Raw genomic sequence first — 16579 nt, 5'->3', positions numbered from 1 at the left:
GCGTCCTGACGTTATCCGGATGGCTGTGAACTCAACCTGCCCCGAACCCTACTCGCGGTGGCTCGGGCCGACAACAATTCCAGCGTTTCCCAAGGTCAGTTACTTAATTTCCGCGAGCACCGTGCCCTGGGTGATCGCGGCGCCCGCCTCGACCGCGAGGCCGGTGATCGTGCCGTCCTTGTGGGCGGTCACCGGGTTCTCCATCTTCATCGCCTCGAGCACCACCACGAGGTCGCCCGCGGTGACCTCCTGGCCCTCCTCGACCGCGACCTTGACCACGGTGCCCTGCATGGGGGCGGTCACCGCGTCACCGGAGGCCGCCGCCCCGGAGTGGGACCCGCGCTTGCGCGGCTTCGGCTTCTTGCGGATGACGCCGGCCGGATCGGCAGAGCCGTTGGTGAGGGCGAGGTCGCCGGGCAGCGAGACCTCGAGGCGGCGGCCGTCGACCTCGACCACCACCTTCTGGCGGGGCCGGTTGTCGTCCTCGTCGAGCGGTTCGCCGGCGGTGAACGGCTCGACGGTGTTGTTCCATTCGGTCTCGATCCAGCGGGTGTGCACCGTGAAGCGGTTCTCGTCGCCGATGAACGCCGGGTCGGAGACGACGGCGCGGTGGAACGGGATGACCGTGGCCAGGCCCTCGACCTCGAACTCGTCGAGCGCCCGGCGGTCGCGGGCCAGCGCCTCGTTGCGGTCGGCGCCGTACACGATGAGCTTGGCCAGCATCGAGTCGAACTGGCCGCCGATCACCGAGCCCGTCTCGACGCCGGAGTCCAGCCGGACGCCCGGGCCGGCCGGCGGGTGGAACTTGGTGACCGGGCCGGGGGCCGGCAGGAAGTTGCGGCCGGCGTCCTCGCCGTTGATCCGGAACTCGATGGCGTGCCCGCGCGGCGTGGGGTCCTCGGTGATGTCGAGCTTCTCGCCGTTGGCGATCTTGAACTGCTGGAGCACCAGGTCGATGCCGGCGGTCTCCTCGGTAACCGGGTGCTCGACCTGCAGGCGGGTGTTGACCTCCAGGAACGAGATGAGCCCGTCCTGGCCGACGAGGTATTCGACGGTCCCGGCGCCGTAGTAGTGCGCCTCCTTGCAGATCCGCTTGGCCGACTCGTGGATCTCCTTGCGCTGCGCGTCGGTGAGGAACGGCGCCGGCGCCTCCTCGACCAGCTTCTGGAAACGGCGCTGCAGCGAGCAGTCGCGGGTGCCGGCGACGACGACGTTGCCGTGCTGGTCGGCGATCACCTGCGCCTCGACGTGGCGCGGCTTGTCGAGGTAGCGCTCGACGAAGCACTCGCCGCGGCCGAACGCGGCCGTCGCCTCGCGGACGGCCGACTCGTACAGCTCGGGGATCTCCTCGATGGTGCGGGCGACCTTCATGCCCTTGCCGCCGCCGCCGAACGCGGCCTTGATGGCGACCGGCACGCCGTACTCCTCGGCGAACGCCACCACCTCGGCGGCGTCCTTCACCGGGTCCGGGGTGCCGGGCACCAGCGGGGCCTGCGCGCGGGCGGCGATGTGCCGGGCGGTGACCTTGTCACCCAGGTCGCGGATCGACTGCGGGCTCGGCCCGATCCAGATCAGGCCGGCGTCGATGACCGCCTGGGCGAAGTCGGCGTTCTCGCTCAGGAAGCCGTAGCCCGGGTGGATCGCGTTCGCGCCGGACTTCTCGGCCGCGTCCAGGAGCTTCGCGAAGTCCAGGTACGACTCGGCGGACGTCTGACCCCCCAGGGCGAAGGCCTCGTCGGCGAGGCGCACGTGCGGCGCGTCGGCGTCGGGCTCGGCGTACACCGCCACGCTTGGCAGCCCCGCGTCGCGGGCCGCGCGGATCACCCGGACAGCGATCTCGCCCCGGTTGGCGACGAGCACTTTGGAGATCCTCGAGCTGGCGTGAGTGGGCACTGCGCCTCCTGATCGGCTGGACGTCGTCGTCTCTAAGAGAATTTCTTACAAGTCTTGTTCACCGGAGTTTATGCGCCGCGCAGAACGCGCCGAAACCCGGTCTCCATTCCCCTTTGCGATCAGGACATCTCGCGCAATCGGCGCTTGATCCGGCCGAGCATCGCCGACATGCCGCGCAACCGCAGCGGGCTGATCAGAGCGGCCAGGCCCAGGTCGGTGTAGAAGTCCTCGGGCACCGCCAGGATGTCGGCGGCCGGTTGCCCGTCCAGGCCGGCGGCCAGGATGGACGCGAAGCCACGGGTGGTCGGCGCCTCGGCCGGCGCGCTGAAGTACAGCCGCACGCTGTCCGGGTTCGTCGCGTCGACGTGGAGGAACAGCGGGGTCTGGCACTCGGGCACCGGCTCCATCGCCGCCTGCGCGAGGTCGGCGGGCAGCTCGGGCAGCTCGTCGGCGAACTCCAGCAGCAGTTTGAGCTTGTCCTGGCCCTCGACCTCGGCGAAGTCGGACACCACCTCGGCCAGGGGCGCGGGCATGCTCATCGGGCCGGGGCGTCTCCGGGCTGGTCACCGCCGACGATCGGGGTGCGCACCGTGTTGCCCCACTCGGTCCACGACCCGTCGTAGTTGCGCACGCCGGGCTTGCCGAGCAGGTGGGTGAGTACGAACCAGGTGTGGCTGGAGCGCTCCCCGATGCGGCAGTAGACGACGGTCTTGTCGTCGGGGTCGAGGAAGCCGTACAGCTCCTCGAGCTCGGCGCGGGTGCGGAACCGCCCCGACTCGTCGACCGCCCTGGCCCACGGGATCGACCGGGCGGTGGGGATGTGCCCCCCGCGCAGCACGCCCTCCTCCGGATATTCCGGCATGTGGGTGCGCTTGCCGGTGTACTCGTCGGGCGAACGGACGTCGATCAGCGGCTGCGTGCCGAGGATGGCCAGCACGTCGTCCTTGAACGCCCGGATCGGCTCGTCGTTGCGGGTGACGACGGGGTAGCCGGTGCTGGTCCTGGTCGGGACCTCCAGGGTGGTCTCCCGGCCCTGGCTCAGCCAGAGGTCGCGCCCGCCGTTGAGCAGGCGCACGTCGGGGTGGCCGAACAGGGTGAACACCCACAGCGCGTAGGCGGCCCACCAGTTGCTCTTGTCGCCGTAGATCACCACGGTGTCGTCGCGGGCGATGCCCTTACGGTTCATCAGGTCGGCGAACCGCGCGCCGTCGATGTAGTCCCGGACCCGCGGGTCGTTGAGGTCGGTGTGCCAGTCGATCTTGACCGCGCCCGGGATGTGGCCGATGTCGTAGAGCAGGACGTCCTCGTCGGATTCGACGATCGCCAGGCCGGGGGCACCCATGTTGGCCGACAGCCAGTCGGCGGTGACCAGCCGTTCGGGGTGGGCGTAGTCGAGGAGGGAGGGGTCGGGATCGGGTGGTAGCGGCACGCTTCCGAGCCTACCCACCCCCGTCTGCCCCGCCCAACGTCGACTTGTGGTCGGCAATTTCGGGGTTACCGCCCAACAAGTCGACGCTCGGCGCTAGTCCGCCGGTCCACAGCGCGGCCACCGACAACCCGGCGCGGCCCAGCATGCGACGCAGCAGCGGCAGGCTCAGCCCGATGACGTTGGAGTGGTCGCCCTCGATCCCGTCGACGAACCACCCGCCCAGCCCGTCGAGCGTGAAGCCGCCCGCCACGTCCAGCGGCTCGCCGTGCGCTACGTAGGCCCGCAGGTCCGCTTCGTCCGGAACCGCGAAATGCACTGTCGTGCAAGCCGATTCCACCTCGCGGTGGGTGACGGCACCGTCGGACAGGCGCAGCAGGCAGTGTCCGGTGTGCAGCACCCCCGACCGGCCGCCCATCAGGCGCCACTGGCGCACCGCGGCGTCCGCCGTTCCCGGCTTGCCGCAGAGTCGGTCGTCGATGGACAGCATCGAATCACAGCCCACTACAACGCAATCGCGACCGACGCGCATGTCCAACTCACCGGCCACCCGCTCGGCCTTGGCGGCCGCGAGGGCGCAGACCACGTCGTCGGGCGACGCGTCGGCGCCGAGGCGCGCCGTGAGGAGGTCCTCGTCGACGCCCGAGACGACGACCAGCGGGTCGACGCCCGCTTGGCGCAGCACCCTGAGCCGGCTGGCCGAGGCCGACGCCAGCACGACCCGGGTCACTGCTTGATGTGCATCATCTGCTGCATCGTCATCCGCTGCCAGTTGGACATGGCAAAGCGCAAGCGGTCCACCGGCATTCCCCAGCGGGTGCGCTCGGGTTGCGCCGGCTCCGGCGCCCCGCCGGCGCTGCCCAGCACCGCGACCAGCGCGGCCAGCTCGGCGGCGGTGGGCTTGCCCTTGAGGATCCGGATGTGCGGCTCGTGCGCGTGGTGCACGGATTCGGTTGTCTCGGAGACGGATTCGTTGCTCATAGCGGTATGTTCCCGTGCTTCTTCGGGGGCAGGTGGGAGACTTTCCGTTCCAGCAGGCGCAGCGCCGTCGCGATGTACCCGCGGGTGTGCGACGGCGGTATGACGGCGTCGACGTAGCCCCGCTCGGCGGCGACGTACGGATTGACCAGGGTGTCCTCGTACTCCTGCTGCAGCTCGAGCCGCAGCGCGTCGACGTCCTTGCCCTCCTTGGCGGCCTCCGAGAGCTGCTTGCGGTAGACGAAGCCGACGGCGCCCGAGGCGCCCATCACCGCGATCTGGGCGGTCGGCCACGCGATGTTGACGTCGCAGCCCATGTCCTTGGAGCCCATGACGCAATACGCGCCGCCGTAGGCCTTGCGGGTGATCACCGTGATCTTCGGGACCGTGGCCTCGCCGTAGGCGTAGAGCAGCTTGGCGCCGCGGCGGATGATGCCGTTGTACTCCTGGCCGGTGCCCGGCAGGAACCCCGGGACGTCCACCAGCATGATGATCGGGATGTTGAAGCAGTCGCAGGTGCGGACGAACCGGGCCGCCTTCTCCGAGGCGTTGATGTCCAGGCAGCCGGCGAACTGCGTGGGCTGGTTGGCCACGATCCCCACCGGGCGGCCGTCGATGCGACCGAACCCGACGACGATGTTTTGCGCGTAGCCGTTCTGGATCTCCAGGAACTCGTCGTCGTCGAGGATGCGGGTGATCACCTCGTGCATGTCGTAGGGCTGGTTGGGCGAGTCGGGGATCAGCGTGTCCAGCTCGAGGTCCTCCTCGGTGAGGTTCTCCTCGATGGCGCCCTCCGGGGCGGGCACGGCGTAGCGCGGCGCGTCGGTGGCGTTGTTGGGCGGCAGGTAGCTCAGCAGGTCGCGGACCCACTCGAAGGCGTCCTGCTCGCCCGAGGCGACGTAGTGCAGGGTGCCCGACTTGGCCATGTGCGTGTGCGCGCCGCCCAACTCCTCCATGGTGACGTCCTCGCCGGTGACGGTCTTGATGACGTCGGGCCCGGTGATGAACATCTGGCTGGTCTGGTCGACCATCACCACGAAGTCGGTGAGGGCGGGGGAGTAGACGTGCCCGCCCGCCGCGGCGCCCATGATCAGCGAGATCTGGGGGATCACGCCCGAGGCGAGGATGTTGTTGCGGAAGATCCGGCTGTAGAGGCCGAGCGAGACGACGCCCTCCTGGATGCGGGCGCCGGCGCCGTCGTTGATGCCGATGAGCGGGCGGCCCGTCTTGATCGCCAGCTCCTGGACCTTGACGATCTTCTCGCCGTACACCTCGCCGAGGCTGCCGCCGAACACCGTGGCGTCCTGGCTGAAGATGCAGACGTCGCGACCGTCGATGGTGCCGTAGCCGGTAATCACGCCGTCGCCGAGCGGGCGGTTGTTCTCCAGGCCGAAGTTCTTGCTGCGGTGCCGGGCCAGCGCGTCGAGCTCGACGAACGAGTCCTCGTCGAGCAGGGCGAGGATGCGTTCGCGCGCGGTCAGCTTGCCCTTCGCGTGGACCTTCTCGACCGCCTCCTCACCCACCGGGTGCAGCGCCTCCTCGCGGCGCTTGTGCAGCTCGGCCAGCTTGCCTGCGGTGGTGTGGATGTCGATGGTGTGCTCGGCAGCGGGCTCAGCGGTGTGGTCGGTAACGCTTGTCATGGGAGTCGATGGTATCGGCTGGGTTTCGCGGCGCCTTCTAGGCTGGGCGGTGATGGACTTGGAGGGGTTGGATGCGGCGGCGCTGCGCGCCGAGGTGATCGGCACCGGCCTGGGCTGGCGGCAGCTCGACGTCGTCGAGCAGACCGGCTCCACCAACGCCGACCTGCTGGCCCGGGCGGCCGCCGGGGCCGACGTCGCCGGGGCGGTCCTCATCGCCGAGTACCAGACCGCCGGCCGCGGGCGGCACGGCCGGGACTGGTCGGCCGGGGTGCGGACCCAGATCACCATGTCGGTGGGCGTGAGCGTCGTCGACGTCCCGGTCGCCGGCTGGGGTTGGCTACCGCTGGCGACGGGCGTCGCGGTCGTCGACGCGGTCGAGGCCGTCACGGGCGTCCGGGCCGGCCTCAAGTGGCCCAACGACGTGCTGGCCGGCCCCCCCGATTCGGTCCGCAAGCTGGCCGGCATCCTCGCCGAGGTGTCGCGGCCCGTCGTGGTGATCGGCCTGGGGCTCAACGTTTTTCACGCACCCGAGGGAATGGGGGCGACGTCCCTGCTCGATCTGGGAGTGGTGGAGCCGGACCGGCACGCGCTGGTCCGCGCGATCCTGACCGAACTCGGCAGGCGGATCGTCGCGTGGCGGGCCGCCCGTGGGGCCGACTGGGAGCTGGCGGCCGACTACCGGGACCGCAGCCTGACGATCGGCGGTCGCGTGAGCGCGCACCTGCCCGGCGGCAAGGAGATCGTCGGGACCGCCACCGGCATCGACGACCAGGGCAGGCTGATGCTCGACACCGGCGACGGATCCGTCGTGATTTCCGCTGGTGACGTGGTGCATCTGCGCTAGCAGCGTAGTGGCGATCGCAAGCGCGGCGTAGCCGGGCGCGGCGGGTCGCCACCGTCGAGGTAGCTTCGCTCCGTGAGCTATCCGGACAACGCCCTGGCCGCCGGCGAGCAGGTGGTCATCCACCGCCACCCCCACTGGAAACGCCTGATCTGGCCCGTCGTCGTGCTCGTGCTGACGACCGCGCTGGCGGCGTTCGGGTCGGGCTACGTCAACTCGACGCACTGGGAGCAGATCGCGAAGAACATCCTGCACGGCGTCATCTGGGGCATCTGGCTGGTGATCGTCGGCTGGCTGACCCTCTGGCCGTTCCTGAGCTGGCTGACCACCCACTTCGTCGTCACCAACCGGCGCGTGATGTACCGGCACGGGGTGCTGACCCGCACCGGAATCGACATCCCGCTCGCGCGAATCAACAGCGTGGAATTCCGCGACCGGCTTCTCGAGCGAATGTTTCGGACCGGGACGCTGATTATCGAATCGGCGTCACAGGACCCATTGGAGTTTTACGACATTCCCCGGCTGCGCGAAGTGCACGCGCTGCTGTATCACGAGGTTTTCGACACCCTGGGTTCGGAGGAATCGCCCAGCTGAGCCCGCCTGCCGGCCCGGTTGCGCCAGGCCCGCAGCAGGGTGACGTTCCCGTCCTCCAATTCGCCCTCCAGGGCTTCCTCGAAGACCTCGGCGATGCCGCCGGCGGTCAGCGCCGACTCCAGCGCCTTGTCGGGGTTGCGGGCGAACTCGTCGGGGAACACCCAGCGCCGGAACGCCCAGAACCGGAACGCCATCTGCATCAGGTTGCCGAGGATGTAGGCCGAGATGAAGTCGGCGATGTTTTCCACGGTCAGCGACACCGTCGGCACGCGCAGCTGGAGGACGTAGCTGGAGAACCACAGCGGCGCCATGGACAGCAACACGCCCACGCCGCTGAACGCGAAGAACAGCAGCGCCTCGTGATGCCGCTCGCGGCCGCCGCGGTCGCGGAAGCTCCACTCCCGGTTCAGGACGTAGGAAGCAATCACCGCGACGATGCCGGCGATCACCTTGGCCGTCACCGGCTTGGACTCCAGAACCGTCAGCTTGAGCGTGTAGAAAATCGCCGAGTCGATGATGAACGTCGTGCCGCCCACAATGGCGAATTTGATCAGTTCGCGGTGGCGGAGCAGAAGCGGCTGAATGCCCTCGGGCAGACGCGCTATGACGGCTTCGGCGAAGGACACAACACGTCAGCATACGGACGGACACAAAATCGGCGCAAAGTATTGCATAACTATTGCGCGTCACCGCCGGTCAACACGCCGTCACCATCATCCCGTCGCCGTGACACCATGATGGCCGTGCCGGATACACCGATAGTCGCCATGGTCGGCGGCGGACAGCTCGCCCGCATGACCCATCAGGCCGCGATCGCGCTCGGGCAGACGCTGCGGGTGCTCGCCACCGGCCCCGACGAGCCGGCCGCGCAGGTCACCCCCGACGTCGTGATCGGCCTGCACACCGAGCTGGAGGACCTGCGCCGGGCGGCGAGGGGCGCCCACGTGCTGACGTTCGACCACGAGCACGTCCCGTCGGAGTTGCTGGACAAGCTGGTCGCCGAGGGCGTCAACGTGGCCCCGCCGCCGCAGGCGCTGATCCACGCCCAGGACAAGCTCGTGATGCGGCGCCGGCTGGAGGCGCTCGGCGCGCCGGTGCCCCGCTACGCGGGCATCGGCAGCCTCGACGAGCTGGACGCCTTCGCGGCGCGCGTCGACGGGCCGCTCGTCGTGAAGGCGGTCCGCGGGGGCTACGACGGCCGCGGCGTGCAGATGGCCCGCGACCTGGGACACGCCCGGGAGATCGCGGCCGGCTACCTGGCTGACGGCGTGCCGGTGCTGGCCGAGGAGCGGGTTGCCCTGCGGCGGGAGCTGTCGGCGCTGGTCGCGCGGTCCCCCTTCGGGCAGGGCGCCGCCTGGCCGGTGGTCGAGACGGTGCAGCGTGATGGCATCTGCGTGCAGGTCATCGCCCCGGCCCCGGACCTGGCCGACCACGTCGCCGCGGCGGCGCAGCGGCTGGCGCTGCGCCTGGCCGACGAGCTTGGCGTGGTCGGGGTGCTCGCCGTCGAGCTGTTCGAGGACACGCGCGGCGAGCTGCTCGTCAACGAGCTCGCGATGCGGCCGCACAACTCCGGGCACTGGACCATGGACGGCGCGCGGACCAGCCAGTTCGAACAGCACCTGCGGGCGGTGCTGGACTATCCGCTCGGCAGCACCGACGCCATCGCGGCGGTGACCGTGATGGCCAACGTCCTGGGCGCGGCGCGGGAGCCGGAGATGAGCCCGGACGAGCGGATGCACCACCTGTTCGCGCGGATGCCCGAGGCCCGCGTTCACCTCTACGGGAAGACCGAACGACCGGGCCGCAAGGTGGGCCACGTGAACTTCGTGGGCGCGGATCCCGCCGAGTTGCCCGTGCTGCGGGAGCGCGCCGAGCTGGCGGCACACTGGTTGTCGCACGGGGAGTGGACCGACGGATGGGACCCGCATGAGTAGCGCCGGCGACGATGCAGTGGGGGCGCCCCCAGGCGCGGAGCGCCGAGGGGGACGCAGCGATGTGGGGGCACTCCCCAGCCCTGCGGGGACCCCACCCGCTTGCGGGGGAGAGGAGCGGCGCAGTGAGTAGAGCCGCCAGGGTAGGCGTGATCATGGGCAGCGACAGCGACTGGTCGGTCATGTCGGATGCCGCGGAGGCACTGGCCGAGTTCGGGATTCCGGCCGAAGTCCGGGTGGTGTCGGCACACCGCACCCCGGCGGTGATGTTCGACTACGCGCGCGGCGCGGCCGACCGCGGCATCGAGGTGATCATCGCCGGCGCCGGCGGCGCCGCCCATCTGCCCGGGATGGTGGCGTCCGCGACGCCGCTCCCGGTGATCGGGGTGCCGGTGCCGCTGGCCCGGCTGGACGGCCTGGACTCGCTGCTGTCGATCGTGCAGATGCCCGCGGGCGTGCCGGTGGCCACCGTGTCGATCGGCGGCGCCCGCAACGCGGGCCTGCTGGCCGTGCGGATCCTGGCGTCGTCCGACCCGGCGCTGCGGGCGCGCGTCGTCGAATTCCAGGACGGGCTGGCAAAAAGCGTGGCCGCAAAGGATGCGGCGCTGCAGAAGCTGCACGGTAAAGTTACCGGTGAGTAGCAGGAGGAGTTAGTCATGGCTGGTTGGGCCGGAAACCCGTCGTTCGATTTGTTCCAGTTGCCCGAGGAGCATCAGGAGTTGCGGGCGGCGATCCGCGCGCTGGCGGAAAAGGAGATCGCTCCGCACGCCGCGGACGTGGACGAGAACTCCCGGTTCCCGCAGGAGGCGCTGGACGCCCTGAACGCGTCGGGGTTCAACGCCGTGCACGTGCCCGAGGAGTACGGCGGTCAGGGCGCGGACTCGGTGGCGGCGTGCATCGTCATCGAGGAGGTGGCGCGCGTCGACGCGTCGGCGTCGCTGATTCCCGCGGTGAACAAGCTGGGCACGATGGGCCTGATCCTGCGCGGCTCCGACGAGCTGAAGAAGCAGGTGCTGCCGCAGATCGCCGACGGGACCGCGATGGCGTCCTACGCGCTGTCCGAGCGTGAGGCCGGCAGCGACGCGGCCGCGATGCGCACCCGGGCCAAGGCCGACGGTGACGACTGGATCCTCAACGGCGCCAAGTGCTGGATCACCAACGGCGGCCAGTCGTCCTGGTACACCGTGATGGCGGTGACCGACCCGGACAAGGGCGCCAACGGCATCTCGTCGTTCATGGTGCACAAGGACGACGAGGGTTTCACCGTCGGTCCCAAGGAGAAGAAGCTGGGGATCAAGGGTTCGCCGACCACCGAGTTGTATTTCGAGAACTGCCGCATCCCGGGCGACCGGATCATCGGCGAGCCGGGCACGGGCTTCAAGACGGCGCTGGCCACCCTGGACCACACTCGTCCGACCATCGGCGCCCAGGCCGTGGGCATCGCCCAGGGCGCGGTGGACGCCGCGATCGCCTACACCAAGGACCGCAAGCAGTTTGGCGAGTCGATCAGCAGCTTTCAAGCCGTGCAGTTCATGCTCGCCGACATGGCGATGAAGGTCGAGGCCGCGCGGATGCTGGTGTACCAGGCGGCCGCGCGCGCCGAGCGCGGCGAAGCCAACCTGGGCTTCATCTCCGCGGCCTCGAAGTGTTTCGCCTCCGACGTCGCGATGGAGGTCACCACCGACGCCGTGCAACTGTTCGGCGGCGCCGGCTACACCTCCGACTTCCCCGTCGAGCGCATGATGCGCGACGCCAAGATCACGCAGATCTACGAGGGCACGAACCAGATTCAGCGCGTGGTGATGTCACGCGCACTGCTGCGCTGACCAACCTCCCGGGGCGCCACGTGTCCCAGGGGTCGGCGCGCCCGTAGGGCCCAGAAGACATCGCCCGTCCCCATAACCACCAGCCAGACGCCGGCGGCGGTCGTCGCCGCGGTGAGGGTGGAAAACGGCCAGGCGAGCATGACGACGCCCGCCACCATGCTGATGACCCCGAGGGCCGCGTACCACCCGCGGTTGGGCAGCGCCGGCTGATCGAGGGCCACCGCGACTTCGGAGACGCCTTGGAAGATGAACGCGACGCCGATCCAGAGGGCCAGCAACAGGACCGCATAGGCGTAGCCGAAGTGCCGGAACGTGACGACAGCCAATACCAACGACAACGCGCCCGTCAGGAAGAGCGCGATTCGGCTGCCCGCGGCTGAATCGAGCGCGGACGCCAAAGCCATTTCGGCGAAGCCCGACGCCGCGAGATACATGCCCAACAGGGCGGCCGCGGCCATGATCGAACTCGCCGGTGCGGCGAGGAGGAGCACGCCGAGGATCAGTGTCGCCACCCCCCACGGCAGCGTCACCTGCCAGGGACTGGGCACCGCGCGAGCGTGAGCACCCATGGGTCGTCGCCTCCCGTGCTGCGCCGATCGACGGCCTGGCGCCCAAAACGGTTGTCGGCGCGCTATTTCGGCCCGGAAGGCAGATCGCGTGGCCGCGGGCGGCCGCATCGCCTCGTTCTCCCGCACCGACATCGGCGTTGTTTTCTGCAGGATAGGATCCTCCCGGCGCGCGGGTTACGGCAAGAGGTGAAGGCCCGCGAAGGCTCGATTGCCTACCCACATCGATGACTTTGTGCCCTATGCCCGGGGTAGCGAGCGCAGTGAAATGGCGGCCATCACAGGCGGAATCCCGTCGGGGGCGCCGCCGTGGTTTCGACGCCGGATTGCCGTCGGGGTGATGACATGGCAGAGCCGCTGGAGCACTTCCACCAAGGACTGGCCGAGCACGTCGGCCGGGTCGTCGACGAGCACCGCCCGGGCGAGGGCGGCCCTGACGGCACGGCGACGTGTCAGTGCGGCGCCGAAGGCCTGCCGGATCATTCGCGTCACGTCGCCGAGCGGATTCTCGACAGGCTGGCCGTCAGGCCGGATATCGACGAAGCGAAGAAACGGATCCGGTATGCCAGCGCGTGGTTCAACTGGGAGCTCACGGTGCTGGAGGGGGCCGAGTAGCCGCTGCTCGCCGGTGTGATGAATTGTTCTGCCGCACAATGGTTTAGCCCTTCGAAAGGGGGCAAGGTCGGTGATCCCGTTCTCCGATGACGTCCCGGCCCGCCGTTTCCCGGTCGTCAACGTCACGCTGATCGCGGCCAATTTCGCGGTCTTCCTGCTCTACGAACTGCCAAGCGGCGACGCGGCGATCAACCAGGCGTCGTTTCACCCCTGCGACGTCACCAACACCTGCCGGCTCGGCCTGCCGTGGGGGGTCAGCTGGATCACCGCCATGTTCATGCACGCCGGCTGGGACCACATCCTGGGCAACATGCTGTTCTTGGCGATCTTCGGCAAGAACGTCGAGGACGCCTTCGGCCGGCTCGGCTACCTGTTGTTCTACGTTGCCGGCGGTTTCGCGGCGACCATGATGCAGGCGGCGATGACGCTGTATTTCGGCAGCGCGTCCGATGCGCAGATTCCTACCCTCGGCGCCAGCGGCGCGATCGCCGCCGTGCTCGGCGCCTACTTCGTGCTCTATCCCACCTCCAACGTGCGCACCTTGATGCTGTGGTTCCCGGTCAACATCCCGGCGTGGATATACCTCGGCGGCTGGTTTGTGTACCAGTTCATGGAAGGCAGGAACGCCCTGGTGCACCCCACGAGCTCCGGCGGCGGTGGCGTCGCGTTCTTCGCGCACGTGGGCGGCTTCGTCTTCGGCGTGCTCGTCGCGGGTGTCCTCAGCGGCACGGGACGGGTGACGGCAAAGCGTGAGCGATGGGCCCCGATCTAGGCCGTCTTGTTTGTGTCGCTCGCGGGCCCGCGTCGCCGCAGTTCAGGTGCCTGCGGACCGGCGCCCGATTTGGGTCGCCGCGAACGGACCGAATAAGATTTGCCCGGCATCCATTCGGGTTGGGCAGGCCACACGTAGAGTCAGCTGCGGCGCACCGGCTATCCCGCCGCATCGCCACAGCAAAGATCAGTCCGCGGCCCAGGGGGGTGTCCAGTGAACAACACGGTCGCCCTCGCGCGTCATCGGATGACCGGGAATTGATGCCCGTGCAAGCTCCCGTGACCCCGGCCGCCCACTGGCGGTCGCTGTCATTGCTGCTGGTCGAGGACGACCGCGCCGACGCGGTGCTGGTGGAGGATCTGATCGCCGACGCGGTGGCCGACATCAGGGTGGTGTGGGCCCAGTCGATGGCGCACGCGGAGCGTGAACTCGCCTCGGCCCGCCCCGACTGCGTGCTGCTGGACCTGCACCTGCCCGACGCCAACGGCATCGACGCGCTGGACCGTATCGCCAAGCGGGACGCCACCGTGCCCATCGTGGTGCTGACCGGCCTGAACGACGAGTACTTCGGGGCCTCGGCCGTCGCGGCGGGCGCGCAGGACTACCTCGTCAAGGGGCGCGTCGAGCCTGAGATGCTGCGGCGGGCGCTGCTCTACGCGATCGAGCGCAAGCGCGCCGAGCTCATCGCCGCCGACCTGCATGCCAGCCAGCTCCGGGCGCGCGAGAACGCGCTGCTGGAGCGGGGCCTGCTGCCGTCCCCGTTGCTGCAGGACAACCCGGGCGTCGACATCGTCGCCCGCTACCGGCCGAGCCGCGAGGACGCGCTGCTGTGCGGCGACTTCTATGACGTCGTGCAGACGCCCGACCGGACCGTCCACGTCCTGATCGGCGACGTCGCCGGCCACGGGCCCGACGAGGCGGCCCTGGGCGCGGCGCTGCGGATCGCGTTCCGCGCGCTCACGTTCGCCGGGGTGCACGGCGTCGAGCTGATGTGCCAGCTCGAGCGGGTGCTGCGCTCGGAGCGGACGGACATCGGGATCTTCGCGACGGTCCTGGGTCTGGAGATCGCGCCCGACAGCCCGCGCGTCACCGCCGTGCGCGCCGGGCACCCCGGGATGCTGCTGCAGAGCGGCGGCGCCGTCGACTGGGTCGAGCCGCCGGCCGGCCCGGCGCTGGGCCTGCGCGCCAACGACTGGCCGCGCACCGAATTCGAGCTGGCCGCCGGCCAGGGGCTGCTGCTACTGACCGACGGCCTGTTCGAGGGGTACTCGGGACGGGGGATCGAACGCCTCGGCGAGGACGGCCTGCTCGCGCTGGCCCGCTCCCACGCGCACCGCCCCGGCCCGGAGTTCGTCGACGCCCTGATCGACGGCGCCCAGCGGCTCGCCGAGCCGCGCGGCGGCCTGACCGACGACATCGCCGTGCTGCGCATCGAGCGGACCGCTTCATGAGCGCTCTGCCGGACCGCCTGGGACTGTCCCAGCTGACGGTCCGTGGATGGCAGGCCCTGGCGCTCGCCCTGATGGGCGTGCTGGTGCTCGCCGGCGCGGTCGTCGGAGCGCTGCTGCTGCACCACACCGACGCGACCACGCGCGAGCTGACCGACAGCCTCGGGCCGGCGCGCGTGACGGCCTTTCAGTTGCAGGCGGCGCTGCGCGACCAGGAGACGGGTGTGCGCGGCTACCTGATTGCCGCCGACCGGCAGTTCCTCACGCCATACTACGACGGCCAACAGACCGAACGGGCGGCCGCCGACGACCTGCGGCGCCGCCTCGCCGGGCGCGTCGACTTGCTCACCGACCTCGACGCCGTCGAGCAGGCCGCCGCCAACTGGCGGACCAACTACGCGGAGCCGGCGATCGCGAGCGTCGCCCCGGGCACCCGCAACCTCACCAACCGACCGGCCACGGAGCGCGGCAAGGCCGAATTCGACCACCTGCGTTCGCTTTTCGACAAGCAGAACGCGGATCTGTCCGAGGGCCGCACGCACGCGGCCGAGGAGCTCCGGCGCACCAACGCGTGGCGCGACCGCGTGCTGATCGCCATGGTGCTGTTCTTCTTCGCCGCGGCGGCCATGCTCGGTTTCCTGGTGCGCGACATGGTCGCTCGCCCGCTGGCGGCGCTCGCGGCGGCGTGCCGGCGGATCACCGAGGGAAACTTCGACGAGCGCATCGTCCCCCCGAAGCGGCCCAGAGACATTCGGGACATGGCGATCGACGTGGAGGACATGCGCAGGCGGATCGTCGAGGAACTCGAGGTATCCCGTTCGGCCCGAGCCCAGTTGGATGAGCAGGCGGTCGAATTGCGACGGTCGAACACCGAGCTCGAGCAGTTCGCCTACGTCGCCTCCCACGACCTGCAGGAACCGCTGCGCAAGGTCGCCTCGTTCTGTCAGTTGCTCGAGAAGCGTTACCGGGACCAGCTTGACGAGCGCGGGCTCGAGTACATCGGCTTCGCCGTCGACGGGGCCAAGCGCATGCAGGTGCTGATCAACGACCTGCTCACCTTCTCCCGGGCGGGCCGCCTCAACACGATGCAGACCGAGGTGGAACTCGACACCGCGCTCGACGCCGGCGTGGCCAACCTGGCCGCCGCCATCGAGGAGTCCGAGGCCGAGATCGTGCGGCCGGCCCAGCCGCTGCCCCGGATCGTCGGGGACCCGGTGTTGCTGACGATGTTGTGGCAGAACCTGATCGGCAACGCGGTGAAGTTCCGGCACAAGGACCGGCGCCCGCGCATCGTCATCGAGTGCCGGGAGGGCGCCGGCGACTCCGACGGCCAGTACGTGCTGAGCGTGTCGGACAACGGCATCGGCATCCCGCAGGAGTTCGCCGACAAGGTCTTCGTCATCTTCCAGCGCCTGCACGGCCGAGAGGTGTACGCCGGCACCGGCGTCGGGCTCGCGCTGGTCAAGAAGATCGTCGAGCACCACGGCGGCACCATCAGGATCGACGACACCTACACCGACGGGACCCGGTTCATCTTCACGCTGCCCGTTCCCGCGACCGCGGACGACAGCCAGGCCGCTTTGGAAGGAGCGCACCAGTGACATCCGGAACACCCGAGGGTCGGGCGATCGAGATCCTGCTTGTGGAGGACGACCCCGGGGACGAACTGATCACGCGGGAAGCGTTCGAACACAACAAGCTCAAGAACAATCTGCACGTCGCGCACGACGGCGAGGAGGGCCTCGACTTCCTCTACAAGCGAGGGCAATTCGCCGAGGCCCCGCGGCCCGACCTCATCCTGCTCGACCTGAACCTGCCCAAGTACGACGGCCGCCAGCTGCTGGAGAAGGTCAAGTCCGATCCGGACCTGTCGCGCATCCCGATCGTGGTGCTCACCACCTCGTCGGCCGAGGAGGACATCCTGCGCAGCTACGAGCTGCACGCCAACGCCTACGTCACCAAGCCGGTCGACCTGGACCAGTTCATCAACGCGGTCCGGCAGATCGACGAGTTCTTCATCCAGGTGGTTCGGCTTCCGGGGGTCTGACG

At 69.5% G+C, this 16579-nt stretch carries 16 protein-coding genes and 2 pseudogenes; 10 read left to right on the top strand and 8 right to left on the bottom strand.

The window, feature by feature from the left end; translation table 11 throughout:
- Positions 1 to 99 precede the first annotated feature (99 nt).
- The 6 genes and pseudogenes from GPY60_RS01165 to GPY60_RS01140 form a co-directional block, all read right to left on the bottom strand.
- Complete coding sequence (locus GPY60_RS01165; RefSeq protein ID WP_156685720.1) at positions 100 to 1893, bottom strand: acetyl/propionyl/methylcrotonyl-CoA carboxylase subunit alpha; 1794 nt, start codon at positions 1891 to 1893, stop codon at positions 100 to 102.
- 119 nt (positions 1894 to 2012) lie between these two features.
- Positions 2013 to 2432: a SufE family protein gene (locus tag GPY60_RS01160; RefSeq protein ID WP_156685719.1), complete on the bottom strand. Its 420-nt coding sequence runs from the start codon at positions 2430 to 2432 to the stop codon at positions 2013 to 2015.
- Positions 2429 to 3322, bottom strand: a complete 894-nt coding sequence (locus tag GPY60_RS01155; protein WP_156685718.1) for a sulfurtransferase — start codon at positions 3320 to 3322, stop codon at positions 2429 to 2431. Before GPY60_RS01155 ends, GPY60_RS01160 begins: the two co-directional genes overlap by 4 nt.
- A gap of 103 nt (positions 3323 to 3425) precedes the next feature.
- A pseudogene (locus GPY60_RS01150) lies at positions 3426 to 4049 on the bottom strand (Maf family protein); the annotation flags it as partial.
- Entirely contained in the window at positions 4046 to 4300 is a 255-nt protein-coding gene (locus GPY60_RS01145) for an acyl-CoA carboxylase epsilon subunit (protein ID WP_156685716.1), read from the bottom strand. The gene GPY60_RS01145 and the pseudogene GPY60_RS01150, both read right to left, overlap by 4 nt.
- On the bottom strand, positions 4297 to 5937 hold the full coding sequence (locus tag GPY60_RS01140; protein WP_156685715.1) for an acyl-CoA carboxylase subunit beta: 1641 nt from the start codon (positions 5935 to 5937) through the stop codon (positions 4297 to 4299). Before GPY60_RS01140 ends, GPY60_RS01145 begins: the two co-directional genes overlap by 4 nt.
- A gap of 52 nt (positions 5938 to 5989) precedes the next feature.
- Between GPY60_RS01140 and GPY60_RS01135 the strand changes: the two genes are divergently transcribed.
- Positions 5990 to 6781, top strand: a complete 792-nt coding sequence (locus tag GPY60_RS01135) for a biotin--[acetyl-CoA-carboxylase] ligase (RefSeq protein WP_156685714.1) — start codon at positions 5990 to 5992, stop codon at positions 6779 to 6781.
- A gap of 72 nt (positions 6782 to 6853) precedes the next feature.
- A complete protein-coding gene (locus GPY60_RS01130) occupies positions 6854 to 7372 on the top strand; it encodes a PH domain-containing protein (RefSeq protein ID WP_156685713.1) in 519 nt (172 codons plus the stop codon).
- On the opposite strand, the gene GPY60_RS01125 is transcribed toward GPY60_RS01130, so the two are convergent.
- Positions 7327 to 7998 (bottom strand): GtrA family protein, encoded by a 672-nt coding sequence (locus GPY60_RS01125; RefSeq protein ID WP_156685712.1) that lies wholly within the window; start codon positions 7996 to 7998, stop codon positions 7327 to 7329. The two genes, GPY60_RS01130 and GPY60_RS01125, sit on opposite strands and share 46 nt — an antisense overlap.
- 108 nt (positions 7999 to 8106) lie before the next feature.
- On the opposite strand from GPY60_RS01125, the pseudogene GPY60_RS01120 reads away from it, so the two are divergent.
- The 3 genes and pseudogenes from GPY60_RS01120 (at position 8107) to GPY60_RS01110 (ending at position 11129) form a co-directional block, all read left to right on the top strand.
- A pseudogene (locus tag GPY60_RS01120) lies at positions 8107 to 9436 on the top strand (5-(carboxyamino)imidazole ribonucleotide synthase).
- Complete coding sequence (gene purE, locus GPY60_RS01115; RefSeq protein ID WP_370462631.1) at positions 9366 to 9944, top strand: 5-(carboxyamino)imidazole ribonucleotide mutase; 579 nt, start codon at positions 9366 to 9368, stop codon at positions 9942 to 9944. Before GPY60_RS01120 ends, purE begins: the two are co-directional and overlap by 71 nt.
- 15 nt (positions 9945 to 9959) lie before the next feature.
- A complete protein-coding gene (locus GPY60_RS01110) occupies positions 9960 to 11129 on the top strand; it encodes an acyl-CoA dehydrogenase (RefSeq protein WP_156685710.1) in 1170 nt (389 codons plus the stop codon).
- Here the strand turns inward: GPY60_RS01110 and GPY60_RS01105 are convergent.
- Positions 11093 to 11677 carry an HdeD family acid-resistance protein gene (locus tag GPY60_RS01105; protein ID WP_231639206.1) on the bottom strand — a complete coding sequence of 195 codons (585 nt, stop codon included), beginning with the start codon at positions 11675 to 11677 and terminating at the stop codon, positions 11093 to 11095. The two genes, GPY60_RS01110 and GPY60_RS01105, sit on opposite strands and share 37 nt — an antisense overlap.
- Before the next feature lie 363 nt (positions 11678 to 12040).
- Between GPY60_RS01105 and GPY60_RS01100 the strand changes: the two genes are divergently transcribed.
- The 5 genes from GPY60_RS01100 to GPY60_RS01080 all read left to right on the top strand — a co-directional run bounded on the left by GPY60_RS01100 (position 12041) and on the right by GPY60_RS01080 (position 16577).
- Positions 12041 to 12310, top strand: coding sequence for a hypothetical protein (locus tag GPY60_RS01100; RefSeq protein ID WP_156685708.1), 270 nt, complete (start codon positions 12041 to 12043; stop codon positions 12308 to 12310).
- Positions 12311 to 12380: 70 nt separating this feature from the next.
- Positions 12381 to 13082: a rhomboid family intramembrane serine protease gene (locus GPY60_RS01095; RefSeq protein ID WP_156685707.1), complete on the top strand. Its 702-nt coding sequence runs from the start codon at positions 12381 to 12383 to the stop codon at positions 13080 to 13082.
- Positions 13083 to 13342: 260 nt separating this feature from the next.
- Positions 13343 to 14533 carry a PP2C family protein-serine/threonine phosphatase gene (locus GPY60_RS01090; protein ID WP_156685706.1) on the top strand — a complete coding sequence of 397 codons (1191 nt, stop codon included), beginning with the start codon at positions 13343 to 13345 and terminating at the stop codon, positions 14531 to 14533.
- On the top strand, positions 14530 to 16131 hold the full coding sequence (locus tag GPY60_RS01085) for a sensor histidine kinase (protein WP_156685705.1): 1602 nt from the start codon (positions 14530 to 14532) through the stop codon (positions 16129 to 16131). The genes GPY60_RS01090 and GPY60_RS01085 overlap by 4 nt, the downstream gene beginning before the upstream one ends.
- Entirely contained in the window at positions 16128 to 16577 is a 450-nt protein-coding gene (locus GPY60_RS01080; RefSeq protein ID WP_156685704.1) for a response regulator, read from the top strand. Before GPY60_RS01085 ends, GPY60_RS01080 begins: the two co-directional genes overlap by 4 nt.
- Positions 16578 to 16579 lie beyond the last annotated feature (2 nt).

Origin of the sequence: Mycobacterium sp. Marseille-P9652 (assembly GCF_902652685.1) — a bacterium.
Taxonomy (GTDB): Bacteria; Actinomycetota; Actinomycetes; order Mycobacteriales; family Mycobacteriaceae; genus Mycobacterium.
The sequence above is the reverse complement of the archived record's forward strand: the minus strand, read 5'-3'. Positions and strand labels throughout refer to the sequence as shown.